The sequence below is a fragment of the Candidatus Pantoea carbekii genome (assembly GCF_000971765.1).
GTDB lineage: Bacteria > Pseudomonadota > Gammaproteobacteria > Enterobacterales > Enterobacteriaceae > Pantoea_A > Pantoea_A carbekii.
Window position 1 is genome coordinate 776,354 of sequence record NZ_CP010907.1, and the last position, 15,641, is coordinate 791,994.

General features: G+C 28.8%; 12 protein-coding genes. 5 read left to right on the plus strand and 7 right to left on the minus strand.

The features are described from left to right. Positions 1-18: 18 nt before the first annotated feature. The 4 genes from rfaC to BMSBPS_RS02800 form a co-directional block, all read right to left on the minus strand. Positions 19-990, minus strand: coding sequence for a lipopolysaccharide heptosyltransferase RfaC (gene rfaC / locus BMSBPS_RS02785; RefSeq protein ID WP_022564082.1), 972 nt, complete (start codon positions 988-990; stop codon positions 19-21). A 5-nt stretch (positions 991-995) separates the two neighbouring features. Further along, positions 996-2,039 (minus strand): lipopolysaccharide heptosyltransferase II, encoded by a 1,044-nt coding sequence (waaF, locus tag BMSBPS_RS02790; protein ID WP_046201215.1) that lies wholly within the window; start codon positions 2,037-2,039, stop codon positions 996-998. Positions 2,040-2,056: 17 nt separating this feature from the next. Then, positions 2,057-2,989, minus strand: coding sequence for an ADP-glyceromanno-heptose 6-epimerase (gene rfaD, locus BMSBPS_RS02795; protein ID WP_046201155.1), 933 nt, complete (start codon positions 2,987-2,989; stop codon positions 2,057-2,059). Positions 2,990-3,624: 635 nt separating this feature from the next. Then, complete coding sequence (locus BMSBPS_RS02800) at positions 3,625-4,848, minus strand: glycosyltransferase (protein ID WP_022564085.1); 1,224 nt, start codon at positions 4,846-4,848, stop codon at positions 3,625-3,627. A gap of 1,399 nt (positions 4,849-6,247) precedes the next feature. Here BMSBPS_RS02800 and BMSBPS_RS02805 point away from each other — a divergent pair. The 4 genes from BMSBPS_RS02805 to cysE all read left to right on the plus strand — a co-directional run bounded on the left by BMSBPS_RS02805 (position 6,248) and on the right by cysE (position 9,367). Then, a complete protein-coding gene (locus tag BMSBPS_RS02805; protein WP_046201156.1) occupies positions 6,248-6,682 on the plus strand; it encodes a rhodanese-like domain-containing protein in 435 nt (144 codons plus the stop codon). 311 nt (positions 6,683-6,993) lie between these two features. Then, a complete protein-coding gene (secB, locus tag BMSBPS_RS02810; RefSeq protein ID WP_022564087.1) occupies positions 6,994-7,440 on the plus strand; it encodes a protein-export chaperone SecB in 447 nt (148 codons plus the stop codon). Between the two features lie 30 nt (positions 7,441-7,470). Then, positions 7,471-8,478, plus strand: a complete 1,008-nt coding sequence (gene gpsA / locus BMSBPS_RS02815; RefSeq protein ID WP_022564088.1) for an NAD(P)H-dependent glycerol-3-phosphate dehydrogenase — start codon at positions 7,471-7,473, stop codon at positions 8,476-8,478. Between the two features lie 73 nt (positions 8,479-8,551). Continuing rightward, positions 8,552-9,367 carry a serine O-acetyltransferase gene (gene cysE / locus BMSBPS_RS02820; RefSeq protein ID WP_022564089.1) on the plus strand — a complete coding sequence of 272 codons (816 nt, stop codon included), beginning with the start codon at positions 8,552-8,554 and terminating at the stop codon, positions 9,365-9,367. A 544-nt stretch (positions 9,368-9,911) separates the two neighbouring features. On the opposite strand, the gene cpxR is transcribed toward cysE, so the two are convergent. Further along, a complete protein-coding gene (gene cpxR / locus BMSBPS_RS02825) occupies positions 9,912-10,616 on the minus strand; it encodes an envelope stress response regulator transcription factor CpxR (protein ID WP_022564090.1) in 705 nt (234 codons plus the stop codon). Between the two features lie 1,390 nt (positions 10,617-12,006). Between cpxR and pfkA the strand changes: the two genes are divergently transcribed. Continuing rightward, entirely contained in the window at positions 12,007-12,969 is a 963-nt protein-coding gene (pfkA, locus tag BMSBPS_RS02830; RefSeq protein WP_022564091.1) for a 6-phosphofructokinase, read from the plus strand. 597 nt (positions 12,970-13,566) lie between these two features. Here the strand turns inward: pfkA and tpiA are convergent. Together tpiA and fpr are read right to left on the minus strand one after the other, a co-directional pair. Next, positions 13,567-14,346, minus strand: coding sequence for a triose-phosphate isomerase (gene tpiA, locus BMSBPS_RS02835; RefSeq protein ID WP_046201157.1), 780 nt, complete (start codon positions 14,344-14,346; stop codon positions 13,567-13,569). A gap of 425 nt (positions 14,347-14,771) precedes the next feature. Further along, entirely contained in the window at positions 14,772-15,518 is a 747-nt protein-coding gene (gene fpr / locus BMSBPS_RS02840; protein WP_022564093.1) for a ferredoxin--NADP(+) reductase, read from the minus strand. Between the last annotated feature and the right edge of the window lie 123 nt (positions 15,519-15,641).

Sequence of the window (15,641 nt, forward strand, 5' to 3'; positions counted from 1 at the left end):
AACGTAACCCATAAATTTTTATGAATTGATTAATATTGATTGTATATGAGATAACACATGATTTACTTTTAGATCATTAAGGTTATAAGTAGACGAAATCAGTGCTATTTGATTCCTACCATATCCACCAATTAATTGAGGATCTGTTGGGCCATATAAAGTTATATTAGGTCGATCTAAAGCTGCTGCTAAATGACTTAAACCTGTATCTACAGATACGATTGCACGTGCACCGACTATTTGTTCTGCGATTTTTTCTAATGTGAGCTGAGGTAAGATAGTGACATGCTTAAATCCTTCTGACAAGCGTCTTACACGCTGATATTCAAGTTCTGTTTTCCATAATAATTTTATTTTTAAATTAGTAGGCTTGATTTTCTGAATCAATTGACGCCAGTAAAATTCTGGCCAATGTTTATTATCATGTGTAGTAGAATGTAAAAATAATAGATATTCATAAGCGTCATGTGGTAGTTGGAAAAAGGAATTTCTAGAAATTGCGTACTCTCCTTTTGTAATTGGTTTAGAATATCCAAGACTTTTGGCAAAGAGCTCACGTGTACGTTCTACAGCATGTTGTTTTTTATTAATTGAATGACATTGATCGTACCACCAGCTAGCAAAAGGTTCACGTGCACTTTTAATATCTTGTCCATGTTTTTCACCTTTTGCTAAACGTGTTACTAGTATAGCACTTTTGATCAATCCTTGAGCATCAATAATCTTATCATACTGATAAGATTGTAAATCTCGTTTAAAATACATGCGTTCTTTACGTTGTTGAGTACCGAACCAGTGTTCTCGCCATCGTCTAATTGCCACGCGTTTTACTTTATTTACTGATGGGTGCCAAGTAGGTATTTGAGCAAAATTTTCCTCAACTACCCAATCAAAACAAATTTCAGGAATTGCTCTTATTGCATCAGTAAGTGCTGGCAATGTATGTAATATATCGCCCATAGAAGAAGTTTTTACAATTAATACGTACATGTTGTTTATTTTATAGAATATAAAAGGGTATTTAATTCCTGATATACAAGTTTAGGCAAGATATTAATCATACTTTGATGATAGCCGTCTTTAGTATTACCTGTGCGTATGTTATCATAATGACTGCTGAGATGAATAATACGTGTTTTATTAGATAAAGGCGGAGTAAAATTAGGACTACTGGGTCCATATAAAGCTACTATAGGACAATTAAGCGCTGCAGCAATATGCATTAGACCTGAATCATTACTAACTATTGCAGTACATAGTGATATCAGAATTACCGCCTCTTCAAGTTTTGTATGGCCTATTAAATTACTGCAATGGCTATGAGTTGTGTTTGATAGTGTTTGTATAATTGCTTGACCTATTTTTCTTTCCTTTTTTGCACCTAATAGTATTACTTGATAACCTTCATAAATTAGCTGCTCTGCTAATAATGCATAGTAATAATACGGCCAACATTTTGCTGGACCAAATTCTGCACCTGGACAAAATCCGATTATAAGTTTGTCGCTTGGCAATATGAACTGCTGCATTAAAAGACGTTTTTCATTTTCTTCAACTTTTAACCTTGGCCATAATAATGGTTTGGGTAATAAATTCGAGGAATGAACAGGTTGATCATATGCTAATGCTATGTAACGTTCAACCATTAATGGAAATTTAGATTTATCTAAAACACGTATATCATTTAATAAACCGTAACGCATTTCACCACGCCAACCAATTCTTCGCTTAATCTTAGCAAAAAATGGCACTAAGGCTGACTTAAAAGAATTGGGTAATATATAAGCACGATCATAAAGACCATTTTTTTGTAAAAATTTACCTAAATAAAATCGTTTTTTTAATGCTAGCTCTCCATGCTTAAAGGGTAGCAATAGTCCTTTATTGACCTCTGGCATTCGTAATAACAACGATCGACACCAATCTGGTGCCATCACGTCAATTACTGCTTCAGGATATTGAGATTTAATTGTACGATAAAGGCTATGTGACATCATCATATCACCAATCCACGAAGGTCCAATCACTAGAATATTTATCATATAGAATGTATTTCTTATTGATTGTTGAGATAAGTTATATATGTATTTATACCTTCCGCTACTTTCTTAAATGGTTTAGTATAACCTATTTGACGCAAATTTCTTAGATTAGCCTGTGTAAATTGTTGATAATGTCCTTGAAGATTCACTGGAAAAGGAATGATTTTGATACTATTTTTTTTATTATGGGATTTTAATATTAATTGGGCTATTTCTTGGAAAGATACTGCACAACCAGTTCCGCAGTTGTAAATACCAGAAATATGGTTTTCCCAACACCATAGATTTACTGATACTACATCATTAACATAAATAAAATCACGACGAAAATTATTGCTACCTGCAAATAATTTTAGATCCTCTCCTTTTTTAATTTGAGTATTAAGATGGAAGATAATGCTTGCCATGTTTCTTTTATGTTCTTCTCGTGGTCCGTAAACATTAAAGTAACGTAAACCACATATTGGTGAATAGACTTTCGGTAATATGCGACGTACATAATGATCGAATAGCATTTTTGAATAACCGTATATATTTATTGGTTTTTCATATTGACGTTTTTCAATAAAATTTTCTTTACGGTTACCATATATAGCTGCAGAAGAGGCATATATAAACGGAATTTTGGCATTGATGCAAAAATGCAATATATTTTTGGAATATTCGTAGTTATTATTCATCATGTAATTTCCATCCCATTCCGTGGTCTTTGAACAAGCTCCTTGATGAAATACTACTTCAATTTGATTAAAATTTTTGCTTGCTAAAATATTATCCATAAATTCTTGTTTGTTTATATAATCTTCTATGTTCATATCCACAAGATTCGCAAATTTAGTGCCATCTTTTAGATCATCAACGACTAAAATATCATTATAACCAAGATCGTTTAATGCTTTAATAATATTACTACCGATCATACCCGCACCACCTGTAACGATGATCATATACTTTTCCCCTAGAGAATAAATGATGAGGCATTCATACGGCTACATCATAAGATTATAAAGTAAATAGATAGTGGTTTGATAATAAAGTTAAAACTAATGATGCATTTCATGCAGTATTAAATAATTTACATATAAAGATAGCAAATTTAAATTTGCTGTTTTATTTACAAAAAATCAAAATAATTCATCTGTTGTTAAATATCAATTTTAAAGTCAGGTTAATTTGAATAGGTTTTTAAAAGATTAAATAAATGAAGTTATGATAAACGTTAATTTTATTCAAAAGATCTCAGAACAAGAAATTTTGAAATACAATTTTTATCGTTTAATTAATGAGTAATAAAATTACAATGAATATTTTTAGTCATAATTCTTTTCTATATTGCATGAAATATTCATTTTAAAATTTTAAAATTCAATGTGTTATTGATATATCGGGTATGTTATAAACAATTTTTTACCGTGTCTTTGTTAAATTAATTATAATTTAGTTATATTAACATATTAATCTTATTTGTTGTTTTAAAAAATTATGTCCGATATTTTGTTCAAAATCGAGTACATTGATAATTTTTTCTGCATATGTATTTCAAATAGGTTGACCATATATTCACTTAATTAGAAATTTTAGATTATTTATCTTGCTTGTAAACTTGAAAGAATATTGACTCAACACCAGAAACATAATTTTCAATAACATAATGTTTTCTTACATGCTGACCAGCGGCTCTAGTGAATTTCATTCTTAATTCAGCATTATTATATAATCTCGTCAGATATTTTGTAAGCTGTGCAATATTTCCATATTCAAATAACAGTCCGTTTACATTATGTGTAATTAATTCCGCGGTTCCTGTTACATTTGAACCAATCACTGAAGTATTTACTAACATTGCTTCAAGGATAACGCGAGGTAATCCTTCTTTAGATGAAGCAAGAATGAAAATATCAAAGGTACTTAAATAATCTAAAGCATTATTCTGAAAGCCAGTAAAAATAACGTGTTGATGAAGATTTTCACGAAATGCTATATCTTGCAAAGATTGACGTTCTGGTCCTGTGCCTACAATAATGAATTTCCAATTGCTAGAAGAATTAATTTTTTTAAATTTTCCTAAAGCTTGTAAAATATGATGATGAGATTTACGTGCAATTAATGATCCAATTGTTCCAAAAATAAAGGTTTTTGGTGAAATTTTTAAATTCATACGAACGACAAAACGATCGGGCAAAGATTGATGGGTATCAATGGCGTTTGGAATAACTATGCAGCGTTGCTCATCAACACCATGCTTTTGAAGTATTACATTGACACTATGAGAAACAGCAATGATCATATCACAATTTTCATTGATCATTTTAACTAATTTTTTATTAAGCGATGGTTGGATACGACAATGCTGTACAACTGCAACATTAAGTTTTTTTGCTGCAATATATCCTTCTATATTTGTACTTGGTTGATTATTCATATACAGTATGTCGTATTTTCCTAATATTAGTAATGAAGAAATTTTTTTAGCATTAGGTAAAATTTTCCACTGCATATTAACATAACTAATGAAAAAAATTTTTAAATTTTTGCTAAAAAATAAAGCAATACGAAAAAATTCTTGAATAATTTTTACCCATTGTGGTTTTTTGCGTTTTGGTATAAACAATACTGGAATCTTTAAAGATGAAAGAGCCATGTCAAGAGATTCACCGTTACCGCGGAAGTAATTATTATAAAAACAACATGTGATTGAAAAATTTTCTCTATTAATACGTTTTAATAGTTCAAGCATACTATTAGTACCACCGCCCCATTCTTCGCCATTGTCAAGTAACAAGATTTTTTTTTTGTTTGATTTCATTATGTGCTAATGTCCTAAATTTATGATCTGAGCAATATAAATGGATGTGTTCTCATAAAATAGTCACTGTTTCAAAAAAAAGACGATAATGTTTTATGTGCTAAAAGCATGATTAAAAATTTATTTTATAAATATGATTATTTGAATTAAAAAATAAAATAAATAATCAATACATTTTAAATCAACATGTTATACCTTAAGCGTAAAACTTGTTTTTTTGAAATATTAAAATAAAAATGAATATTTTAATTAATGATTCTTCCCATACTAGAAAGAACAATAATCATAGGAGTTATAATCAAGATTACATTTTAATTTATTCGATAAGTCCTACAGAATTTTCTAGTATTTCATATCTTCAATCTTTTATTACATTTTTTATATTACACAAATAATATTTTAATTTAAAAAAGATCAGCGTTAGTTAAACTAATGCTGATCTTTTTTTATTATGTATATAAATATTTAATATAATTAAAAGTAATATTTTAATATTCAAAGTTATTGATGACATTATGAATTACAATATTTAATACCTCATTTTTTAGTTAAATGGATATTGAAATTATTATATGTTTTTACTTATTTTGCAAAATTTAACAATATTTTACTGTTTCTTTTTTGCAAGAATGTTTTATAAATTGTTTCATATATTTTATGCATTAGAGTATATATTTAAATTTCAATATATTATATATTTTATTTTAAAATTTGTTTTAGTTTTGAGTCAATTACATTTATTAGTGTTTTCATCTAAATTGTTGTAAATTACTTTGTTTGTGTGTATGTTCAATATATTCATTCTACTTCAGTTAAATTTTTTTAGACTAGACATAGCAAATAAATAAATACTTTGCTGGTACTTTCCTATAAGATCTACTATTACTATTTATAATGTAGTGTTTTATGACTATTTAATTGATTGAATAAGATCATGTTCTCAATAGATAATTTTTACCAAATTTTAATATGTTATGATTATTAATCATGTCTTTTTTGAATAACATTTTTCAAAAAACTACTTTAAAAAAGTCATTAAATAATTTATTTAAATAAAATTTATTGAATAAAAAATTTTTATTGCTTGGTACAATTAGATTATGGTAAGTTATTCGTTAAATTATCTTAATTAAGTTATTCATCATATGATAACATTTTTAAAAGTATGTATTGTCTAAGTACACATAATGTTTAGCTAAAGATAATGTTCTATTATGTAGAAATATTATATTTATGTATTTAATTGTCATTTTTTTTATTAACTATTGAGAAATCTTCAGGAACAAGGTGCAGGATATGATTCTATTTATATTAGAATACACATTAAGTATACTCGTATAGTCCAGTATAATTAGAATTGATCTATTAATATCACTTAGGTTTGGAGTTGTTACTTCTTATGCAAGAAGACATTATACAATTTGCAAGCAAACACTCGATCCTTATTTTAGTGTGGTTACTATTATTTGTTTTTGTAATTATTAATTTTATTAAAATAGTATTCTCGCAAGTTAACAGAATTACTCATGATGAAGTAATCCGATTAATTAATAAAAAAAATTCAGTAGTTATAGATATTCGTTCAAATGATGAGTACTGCAAAGGTCATATTATAGGAGCATTAAATTTTCCAGCAGAGGATTTTAAAAAAAACAATTTTAGTATGTTAAAAAAATATAAGTTAAGACATGTTATACTTGTCTGTGTAAATGATCATCATTCTCAAAAGTTAGCAGCATTTTTAAATACATCTGGATTTACTAAGGTTTCTGTATTGAAAGGAGGGTTGAATAGTTGGAATAATCAACATTTGCCTCTTGTACGAAATAAATGATATGTATCTTAATTAAGATACATATCATATTGATTTAATCAGTTTTTATGATTAATCTTAATTCAGAAAATTCAACTTGATTAATACAGAATTTTCGAAAATTTTTATTCATGAAAGATAAACAACATGTCAAATAGCCAACTGAATTGATTTCATTGAATTTTATATATAGCATGGTGTATAACTTTATTAATAGTTTGAGATATTTAAAATCTGTAATACTAGCATATCTAATAACAGGTGCTAGAAGGTTGATCTTTGGACCAGAATAATTTTTGAGTAAGCAATTTAAAATCTTGGGATTGAATGATATGTCAGAAAATAATAAAGAAATGCAATTCCAGATTCAACGTATTTATATTAAGGATGTGTCTTTTGAAGTACCCAAAGCACCTCACGTTTTTCAAAAAACCTGGAAACCAGAAATTAAATTGGATTTAGATATAGCGTCCTCTCAATTAGATAATCATATGTATGAGGTTGTACTACATGTTAGCGTAATAGCTACGATTGATGTAGATACAGCATTTTTATGCGAAATTCAGCAAGCAGGAATTTTTGCCATCAATGGAATTCTAGATGATCATATGGCGCATTGTTTAGGCGCATACTGTCCAAGTATTCTTTTTCCATATGCACGTGAATGTATTACGAATTTAATATCACGTGGTTCTTTTCCTCAATTTAACTTAGCACCTGTCAATTTTGATGCCTTATTTATGCATAATTCACAAAAGCAAAAAAATAATGCAATATAATCATATCAGTATATTTAACAATATATATTCATGAATACTTCTTCTATTAGTATAATTGGCGCTGGTTCATATGGAACTGCTTTGGCTATTTCGATAGCTCGTAATGGGCATATAGTTCTACTTTGGAGTCATAGACCACAAAGAATACTACAAATGCAAATAGATCGATGCAATTCTACTTTTTTGCCAGGAATGCTTTTTCCAGAAAATCTTATTCTTGAACCTAAATTAGCTAATGTAGTCAGAGCGAGTCGTGATTTATTAATTGCTGTACCAAGTTCTGCATTTGGAGATGTTCTAATACACATGAAACCTTTTTTGCGTGTAGATTCAAGAATTGTATGGGCAACTAAAGGATTAGAACAAACAACTGGGCGATTTTTGCATGACGTTGCTAAAGAGATACTTGGCAATTCGATTCCACTAGCAGTAATTTCTGGTCCAACTTTTGCTAAGGAATTGGCAATCGGGTTGCCAACAGCTATTACTTTAGCATCGACTGATTTACAATTTGCAGAAGATTTACAACAGAAATTACATTGTGGAAAAAATTTTCGTGTTTATAATAGTTCAGATATTATTGGAGTACAACTTGGTGGTGTCGTAAAAAATATTATTGCGATAGGTGCTGGAATTTCTGATGGCATAGGTTTTGGTGCTAATGCACGAACTGCTTTAATTACTCGCGGTTTAGCAGAAATGAGCCGACTTGGTAGCGTATTAGGAGCTAATTCAAACACTTTTATAGGTATGGCAGGTTTAGGCGATTTGGTTTTAACATGTACTGATAATCAGTCACGTAACCGTCGTTTTGGTATAATACTGGGTCAAGGTAAAAGCATTAATTACGCACAACATATGATCGGACAGGTTATAGAAGGATATATAAACAGTAAAGAAATTAAAAAATTATCTAAAAATGTTAATGTAGAAATGCCAATAATCGAGCAAATTTATCAAGTATTATATTGCAAAAAACCACCAAGAGAAGCAGCATTAAACTTGCTTAAACGTTCAAGCAAAGAGGAAAGTATCTAAGATAATTATGCTAATTATTATATTATATGATAGTGCTGCCTCTTAGGTGCTATTTGATTAGGAGTAGACAGTAATGTCTTCTAAAGAATTAGATTTTCTTTGGTATAATATCAATACCGAAGCTAAAGCTTTAGTTAAGCGCGAGCCTATTATGGCTAGTTTTTATCATGCCAGTTTGTTAAATCATAAAAATCTAACAAATTCACTAAGTCATATTTTAGCACATAAATTGGCTAACTCTATTGTACCAGTGATTACTATTCGTGAAATTATAGAAGAGGCTTACCATGAAGATCCAGAAATAAGTCTCTCCGCTTTTTATGATATTCAAGCTATACGACAACGAGATCCAGCTGTAGATAAATATTCAACACCTCTTTTATATTTAAAAGGCTTTCATGCGTTACAAGCTTATCGTATTGGACATTGGTTATGGAAAAAAGGGCGTCGTGCTTTAGCGCTATATCTACAGAATGAAATTTCTTTTTCTTTTTCTGTAGATATTCATCCCGCAGCACGTATTGGTCGTGGTATAATGTTAGACCATGCTACTGGCATCGTAATCGGTGAAACAGCAGTAGTAGAAAACGATGTTTCTATTTTACAGTCAGTTACGCTGGGGGGTACTGGTAAAACAAGTGGTGATCGTCATCCAAAAATCCGAGAAGGTGTCATGATTGGTGCAGGTGCTAAAATTCTAGGTAACATTGATGTAGGACGCGGAGCAAAAATTGCTGCGGGATCTGTAGTATTACAGCCAGTACCATCGCATACTACTGCTGCAGGGGTGCCAGCACGTATTGTAGGAAAACCATTTAGTCGGAAACCTTCTATAGATATGGATCAACATTTTAATAGTATTGGTTTTGAATTTGGCGATGGTATTTAGCTTTACTAAAATGTAATGTTAATTAATAAAGAATATCAATTGAGATGTTATCGAAATTAAGATGCCTTACTGCTTACAATATTAAAAAATTTAATTTTTATGCTCAGATCTCAATACACGAATAATAAATAATTGCTATACATAATATACTAATTTTGAAAATTTTATAAAAATCTTAAATCAATTCGTTAATTATTAAATAGGCATTATTTTTGATTCATTCATGCACAGTCAATGCGATTTTCATAAAAAATACAACTGGGAATAACCAATATATTCGTATATCTCTAGTAAATCATAAGGTATTGTGTTAAAAACCATTTATTAAAATCATTTATTATAATTATTTTAATATACTATATATTGTTAATATATATTGTGAATTTACTCTATATTTAATAAATAATATGTTACTTATTAAATTCAATATATGCTCGAAAAGTGGTCTAATACGATGATCACTTTAGATTTTGTTGTCAATCACAAAAAAGAGTACGAATGTAAAAATACATAACAATGCATGAAAAAGAGTTTTTGTATGTACTTAATCATAACTTGGTACCATTAAATAGCCGCAACCCCTTAAAGTTTTAAACCATGGATATCCATCAAAGCGTTCGGGCAATTTACGACGCAAATTAGAAATATGCATATCAATCGCACGATCAAAAGGAGTCAATTGCTTTCCTAATACTTTTTGACTTAGATGCTCTCGTGAAACTACTTTTCCTGAATGTTTTGCTAAAAAATATAATAAAATAAATTCAGTACCTGTAAGATCTAATATCTTATTCTTAAAACTTGCTTCCTGACAATCTGGATTAAGACGCAAGCAATCTACTGACAAAATAGGTGAATTATTTTGGTTATAATGTTGTTGTTTCCTACTCCAATTTGAACGACGCAAAATAGCTCGTATACGAGCTATTAGCTCACGATCGTGGAATGGTTTACTTAAATAGTCATCTGCGCCTAGCTCTAGTCCAAGAACGCGATCCAATTCGCTTGAACGAGCAGTTAAGATGATTATGGGTGTTGTATAATGCTGACGGACCTCTTTCAAAGTATCTATACCGTTTTTTTTTGGCATTATAATATCAAGAATTAATAAATCTATAGTATTATCTAGCAATTTAAGTGAATCATCGCTATTGTCAGCTGACATTACCTTAAATCCTTCTGTTTCAAGAAGTTTTTTGATAAAGGTAGAAACTTCTAGATCATTATCAACTAATAGAATCTTATTCATTTTTATTACCTTGTATTTTATAATGCAAAGAATGTGTTATTATTTGTTATATTATTCATAATATATGGATGAATTTTAATTCATTGTATTTAATATAGTGATTACTCTAAATTAACTTACTTAAATTACAAAAAAATCTAATACAATAAGAAGTAAATCATGTATTGTAAGAACATTGTGATTGTAACTTTAAATCATTTTTATCGCTCTAACTAGCATGTAGATGGTAGATAAAATATCCTTGATGATAGGTAGTATGAGGTAGCCTTGCTAGGTTTGATATTTAATAGTATGCAGAGCACTTGCCTAATTAAAATACAATTTTTAATAAACATGTCTAAATTATCTAATTAGATAATGAATCTTCACTTAGACGGTTAGATAACAATCTAAAATATATAATATAAATATCTTGATATTATAAATTATGCAAAACAATTATTCTGGTGCACAAACTCATAAAATCCATATGAACCAAAGCTAACTCTTTACTTTCTTTAATATAATAAAAAATATTTTGCATGAAATGCTCTTTAAAAAAAGTTCTAAAATTAGAAATAATTATGTAACATAATGAATTTTATCATATATTATTAATAATAATTTAATACTCCATCTTAATAACATTGTATCAATAACTTACAAGTAAAGTTTAAATTAAAAAAATATTATTTTGCATAAATCAGCTATATGATTTTAATTTTTTTCTGTAAAAAACAAGCATATTTTCTATAAAGAATATATTTAATAGTTACTTCAACATATTTACAATACATTTTATGCTAAGTTGATTTATATTCTTAAATATAATAATATAATTTATATTATATATAATGAATCAAAATATTTGTATTGATATTATGATCATAATATCCTAAATATGGATTTAGGATGACAATAAATTTATTTTAAATATTTTGGTATGAAGTAGTGATAATTAATGATTTTAACACAAAAACATCGTTATTAATATTTACGCAGCAAATGATTTATATTCCTGTCCATCATATCATATGTTATGATATGATGTATTTATTGATTACGTTCGATTTATATAAATAAATTTAATTTTACGATACAATAGGTTAATAGAAACATTCTATTATAATTTTAATATATATATTAGTTTAATCTGCATAGTTTTTAATAATTAAAATTTACATCCATTATCATCTATTTTATCCATAATATTCTAAATTTAAAAATATTAAATGTTATAAGTAAATTAAAAAAACAGAGGAAATATTTTTAAATTTAGAATATTATGGATACAGGAACTGTGAGTATACTATTTTAATAAGTATCCGTTACAAATTATCTTATTCAATTTTGGACTATATCTATTTCCTGGTAGTGATATAATGCTTAGTCTTATGCAATAGAGGTTTTAATGGTTAAAAAAGTTGGAGTACTTACCAGTGGCGGTGACGCGCCGGGTATGAATGCAGCTATTCGAGGAGTCGTACGTGCTGCATTAAGTGAAGAAATTGAAATTTTTGGTATTTATGACGGTTATTTGGGATTATATGAAGATCGTATGATTCATCTTGATCGATATAGTGTCTCCGACATCATTAACTGTGGAGGTACATTTTTAGGATCTGCAAGATTTCCCAGATTCTGTAATGAAAATATTCGAAAAATAGCAATTGAGAATATGAAACAACGTGGCCTTGAAGCATTAGTAGTTATTGGTGGTGACGGTTCTTATATAGGTGCAAAACACCTCACTGAAATGGGTTTTCCATGCATTGGTTTACCAGGTACTATTGATAATGATGTAGCTGGTACCGACTATACTATAGGTTACTTTAGTGCATTGCAAACAGTCGTAGAAGCGATTGACCGTTTGCGTGATACTTCTTCTTCACACCAACGTATTTCTATCGTAGAAGTAATGGGTCGCTATTGTGGTGATTTAACACTTGCAGCAGCTATTGCTGGCGGCTGTGAGTTTATTGTGATTCCAGAAATCCCCTACGTTCGTGAAGAATTAGTTTCCGCAATCAAATCTGCTATTGCTAAAGGTAAAAAGCATGCTATTGTAGCTATTACAGAACGTATTTGTAACGTTGATGATTTAGCAGATTATATACAAATAGAAACAAAACGTGAAACTCGCGTTACTGTACTGGGTCATATTCAAAGAGGTGGAGCACCTTGTGCGTATGATCGTATTTTAGCTTCGCGCATGGGAGCCTACTCTATTGAATTGCTGCTTCAAGGATATGGCGGAAGGTGTATAGGTATTCAACATGAAAAAATGGTACATCATGATATTATCGATGCTATTGAAAATATGAAACGTTCTTTTAAATGCGAATGGTTAAATACGGCAAAACAGCTGTATTAAGCGATCTTACTTAAAGATATCGCAGGTAAAGATTTAAAAAATATTTAAGGTTTTAATTGAATTAAATATTTATTAAGAGATACATAAAATTTTTTTTATAAAAACTCTAAAGTTATTTAATTTAAGTAAATGATAATTCAATTTATTTTAATCTGCTTAACATTTAGTTCATGTTAAAAATCAGTACTGGTATATATATGAGTTAATATTATTTAAACTAATATATCCTACTGATACAGAATATTTTTAGAAAAATATTAAAAAAAACTGTGAAATCAATTTTAAATACTGTTTATATAAGTGAATACGATAAAATTACTTATCGAAATAATCAGTTGAATAACGATTGCTTGAGATATGTATTAAATTTCAGTACACAATGAACGCTTATAACTAATTTGTACTATTTTAAGTTAAAGATGACATTAAAATATACGCATTATATAATCCATTTGAAATATTTTATTAAGTTACAAGAATTATAATATCAATACCGATTGATATTTATCAATATTTAGTAAACTAGATGAATTATGCTATTAATTTAGTAGAATAATAAAAAGGAAGGAAAATAATCGAATAGATGCAGCAGAGTTTTTATTTAGTATTAAAGTATTTACATGTAGCAGCAATTTTAACAATAGTTGAAAAAACGTTTGCGTTTAATGAAGCATTACCTACTAATACACCATCGATATCTGGTTGATAAAAAAATTGTGCGACATTTTTATCGTTAATAGAACCACCGTATAAAATAATAACTGTTTTGGCTACTGTCGTATCCTGTTCTGCAAGATACTCACGAATAAATTTATGAATTGTTTGTGCCTGTAGTGGAGTAGCTGATTTGCCAGTACCAATTGCCCAAATTGGTTCATAGGCAATTACTGCGTTTCTAAAAGCTGCAACGCCCTGTATTTTCAATATAGCATTGATTTGATGAGCACATATTTCATTTGTTTTTCCTCTTATATGCTCTTTCTCAGTTTCACCTACACATAACACTGGCACTAAGTTAGCATTTTTTATCATAAGGAATTTTTGTGCAATGACTTCATTGCTTTCGTTATGATAGCGACGACGTTCAGAATGGCCAACAATAATATATTTTACACCAATATCTCTCATCATATTTACTGAGATCTCACCTGTGAATGCACCAGATAAATTAACGTCAACATTTTGAGCACCTAGGTCTATATTACTAATGGAAATAAGAGCTTGTTTTACTAAATGTAGATATACAATTGGTGGCGCAATGACAATGTCACAATCTTCAATACCTAGTAGCTCTTTTCTTAAATAACTAATTAATTCGTTTGCTATTTTTTTGCTACCATTAAGTTTCCAATTACCAATAATTAGTGGACGTCGCATACGTTTCTCCGATTTACGTGAAAATGTTTTACTAGAATAGAGATATTTTATTAAGCCTTAATGATATGAAAATTAAAATAATTTAATTTTCATATTTTTCGGTTAAATCATCATAAAAGCTGTAATTTTTATTTTGCTGTCATTATCAATAAGTATTTTTCGACGTGTTGAAACATGCAAGTCAGATTTTCCAAATTGTCATTTGCCTTTTCCAATAATGAATGTTATAAAGTAAATTTTATATATAAAAACCTATTTTAAATCAATTAGATTATTCTAATCATTTGATGAGATTGAATACAGAAAATCATAACTAGTTAACATGAGTTAAAAAAGATTTTGTGTTTGAATCTACATTCATCTACAAAATTTTTCAACAATTTTAACATATATTTAAAATGGAATTTTTTATTAATGTGTTAAGTTTACCAATAAAACTCACTACTTATTTGCCCAAATTTGTGCTTAAAATGTTTACGCATATTGCGATTAGTTTCTAATATTTTTTGAGTATCACGTACCATTTGTGGATTTCCGCAAAGCATTACATGAGTATTTTCTGCTTTTATAGGTATTCCAACACTTTCTTCTAATTGACCGTTTTCTATCAGAGAGGGTATACGACCGTATAGTGCGCCAATAATTTTTTCACGGCTTACTACTGATTGTATATGTAACTTACCAGCATAACATTTTTGCAAATGCATAAAAAGTAATAAAAAATTTAAATCTGTAGCGTAGCGAACGGCATGTACTAGAACAATTTTTTCAAAGCGTTCAAGATTTTCCCCTTGTTGTAAAATTGATAAATAAGGACCAATAGCAGTTCCAGTGGATATCATCCATAATATTTGACAATCAGGAATTTCGCGTAGCAAAAAAACACCTGAAGCGTCTTTAGCTATTAGTATTCCATCTCCTGGCTGTAATAATTTTAATCGTGGGCTTAGTTGACCATTTTCCACTGTCACAATATAGAAATCTAACAATGAATCTTTGGGTGCATTAACATAAGAATATGCCCGCTGTATACGTTCCCCGTTTATTTCTAATGCTAATTTAGAAAATTGTCCAGCTATAAAAGGATTAATTGGTGCTTCAATGCGTAAGCTGAATAATTTATCAGTCCAGTGTTTAATGTCTTTCACTTCAGCATTTATCCAATCTGTCATCTTTACTCCTTAACTAATTGATATTTTAAAATTATTAGTAAAATTTTTTTAAATTTAAAAATAAAATTTTCATCATCTGTTAAGTACAGATATAACAGTATAATATATAGCAATTATGTTGTT

What these genes read in the sequence shown, in the direction of transcription:
- rfaC (WP_022564082.1), bottom strand. Translation starts at nt 990, where the DNA reads ATGTACGTATTAATTGTAAAAACTTCTTCTATGGGCGATATATTACAT.
- rfaD (WP_046201155.1), bottom strand. Translation starts at nt 2,989, where the DNA reads ATGATCATCGTTACAGGTGGTGCGGGTATGATCGGTAGTAATATTATT.
- BMSBPS_RS02800 (WP_022564085.1), bottom strand. Translation starts at nt 4,848, where the DNA reads ATGAAATCAAACAAAAAAAAAATCTTGTTACTTGACAATGGCGAAGAA.
- BMSBPS_RS02805 (WP_046201156.1), top strand. Translation starts at nt 6,248, where the DNA reads ATGCAAGAAGACATTATACAATTTGCAAGCAAACACTCGATCCTTATT.
- secB (WP_022564087.1), top strand. Translation starts at nt 6,994, where the DNA reads ATGTCAGAAAATAATAAAGAAATGCAATTCCAGATTCAACGTATTTAT.
- gpsA (WP_022564088.1), top strand. Translation starts at nt 7,471, where the DNA reads ATGAATACTTCTTCTATTAGTATAATTGGCGCTGGTTCATATGGAACT.
- cysE (WP_022564089.1), top strand. Translation starts at nt 8,552, where the DNA reads ATGTCTTCTAAAGAATTAGATTTTCTTTGGTATAATATCAATACCGAA.
- cpxR (WP_022564090.1), bottom strand. Translation starts at nt 10,616, where the DNA reads ATGAATAAGATTCTATTAGTTGATAATGATCTAGAAGTTTCTACCTTT.
- pfkA (WP_022564091.1), top strand. Translation starts at nt 12,007, where the DNA reads ATGGTTAAAAAAGTTGGAGTACTTACCAGTGGCGGTGACGCGCCGGGT.
- tpiA (WP_046201157.1), bottom strand. Translation starts at nt 14,346, where the DNA reads ATGCGACGTCCACTAATTATTGGTAATTGGAAACTTAATGGTAGCAAA.
- fpr (WP_022564093.1), bottom strand. Translation starts at nt 15,518, where the DNA reads ATGACAGATTGGATAAATGCTGAAGTGAAAGACATTAAACACTGGACT.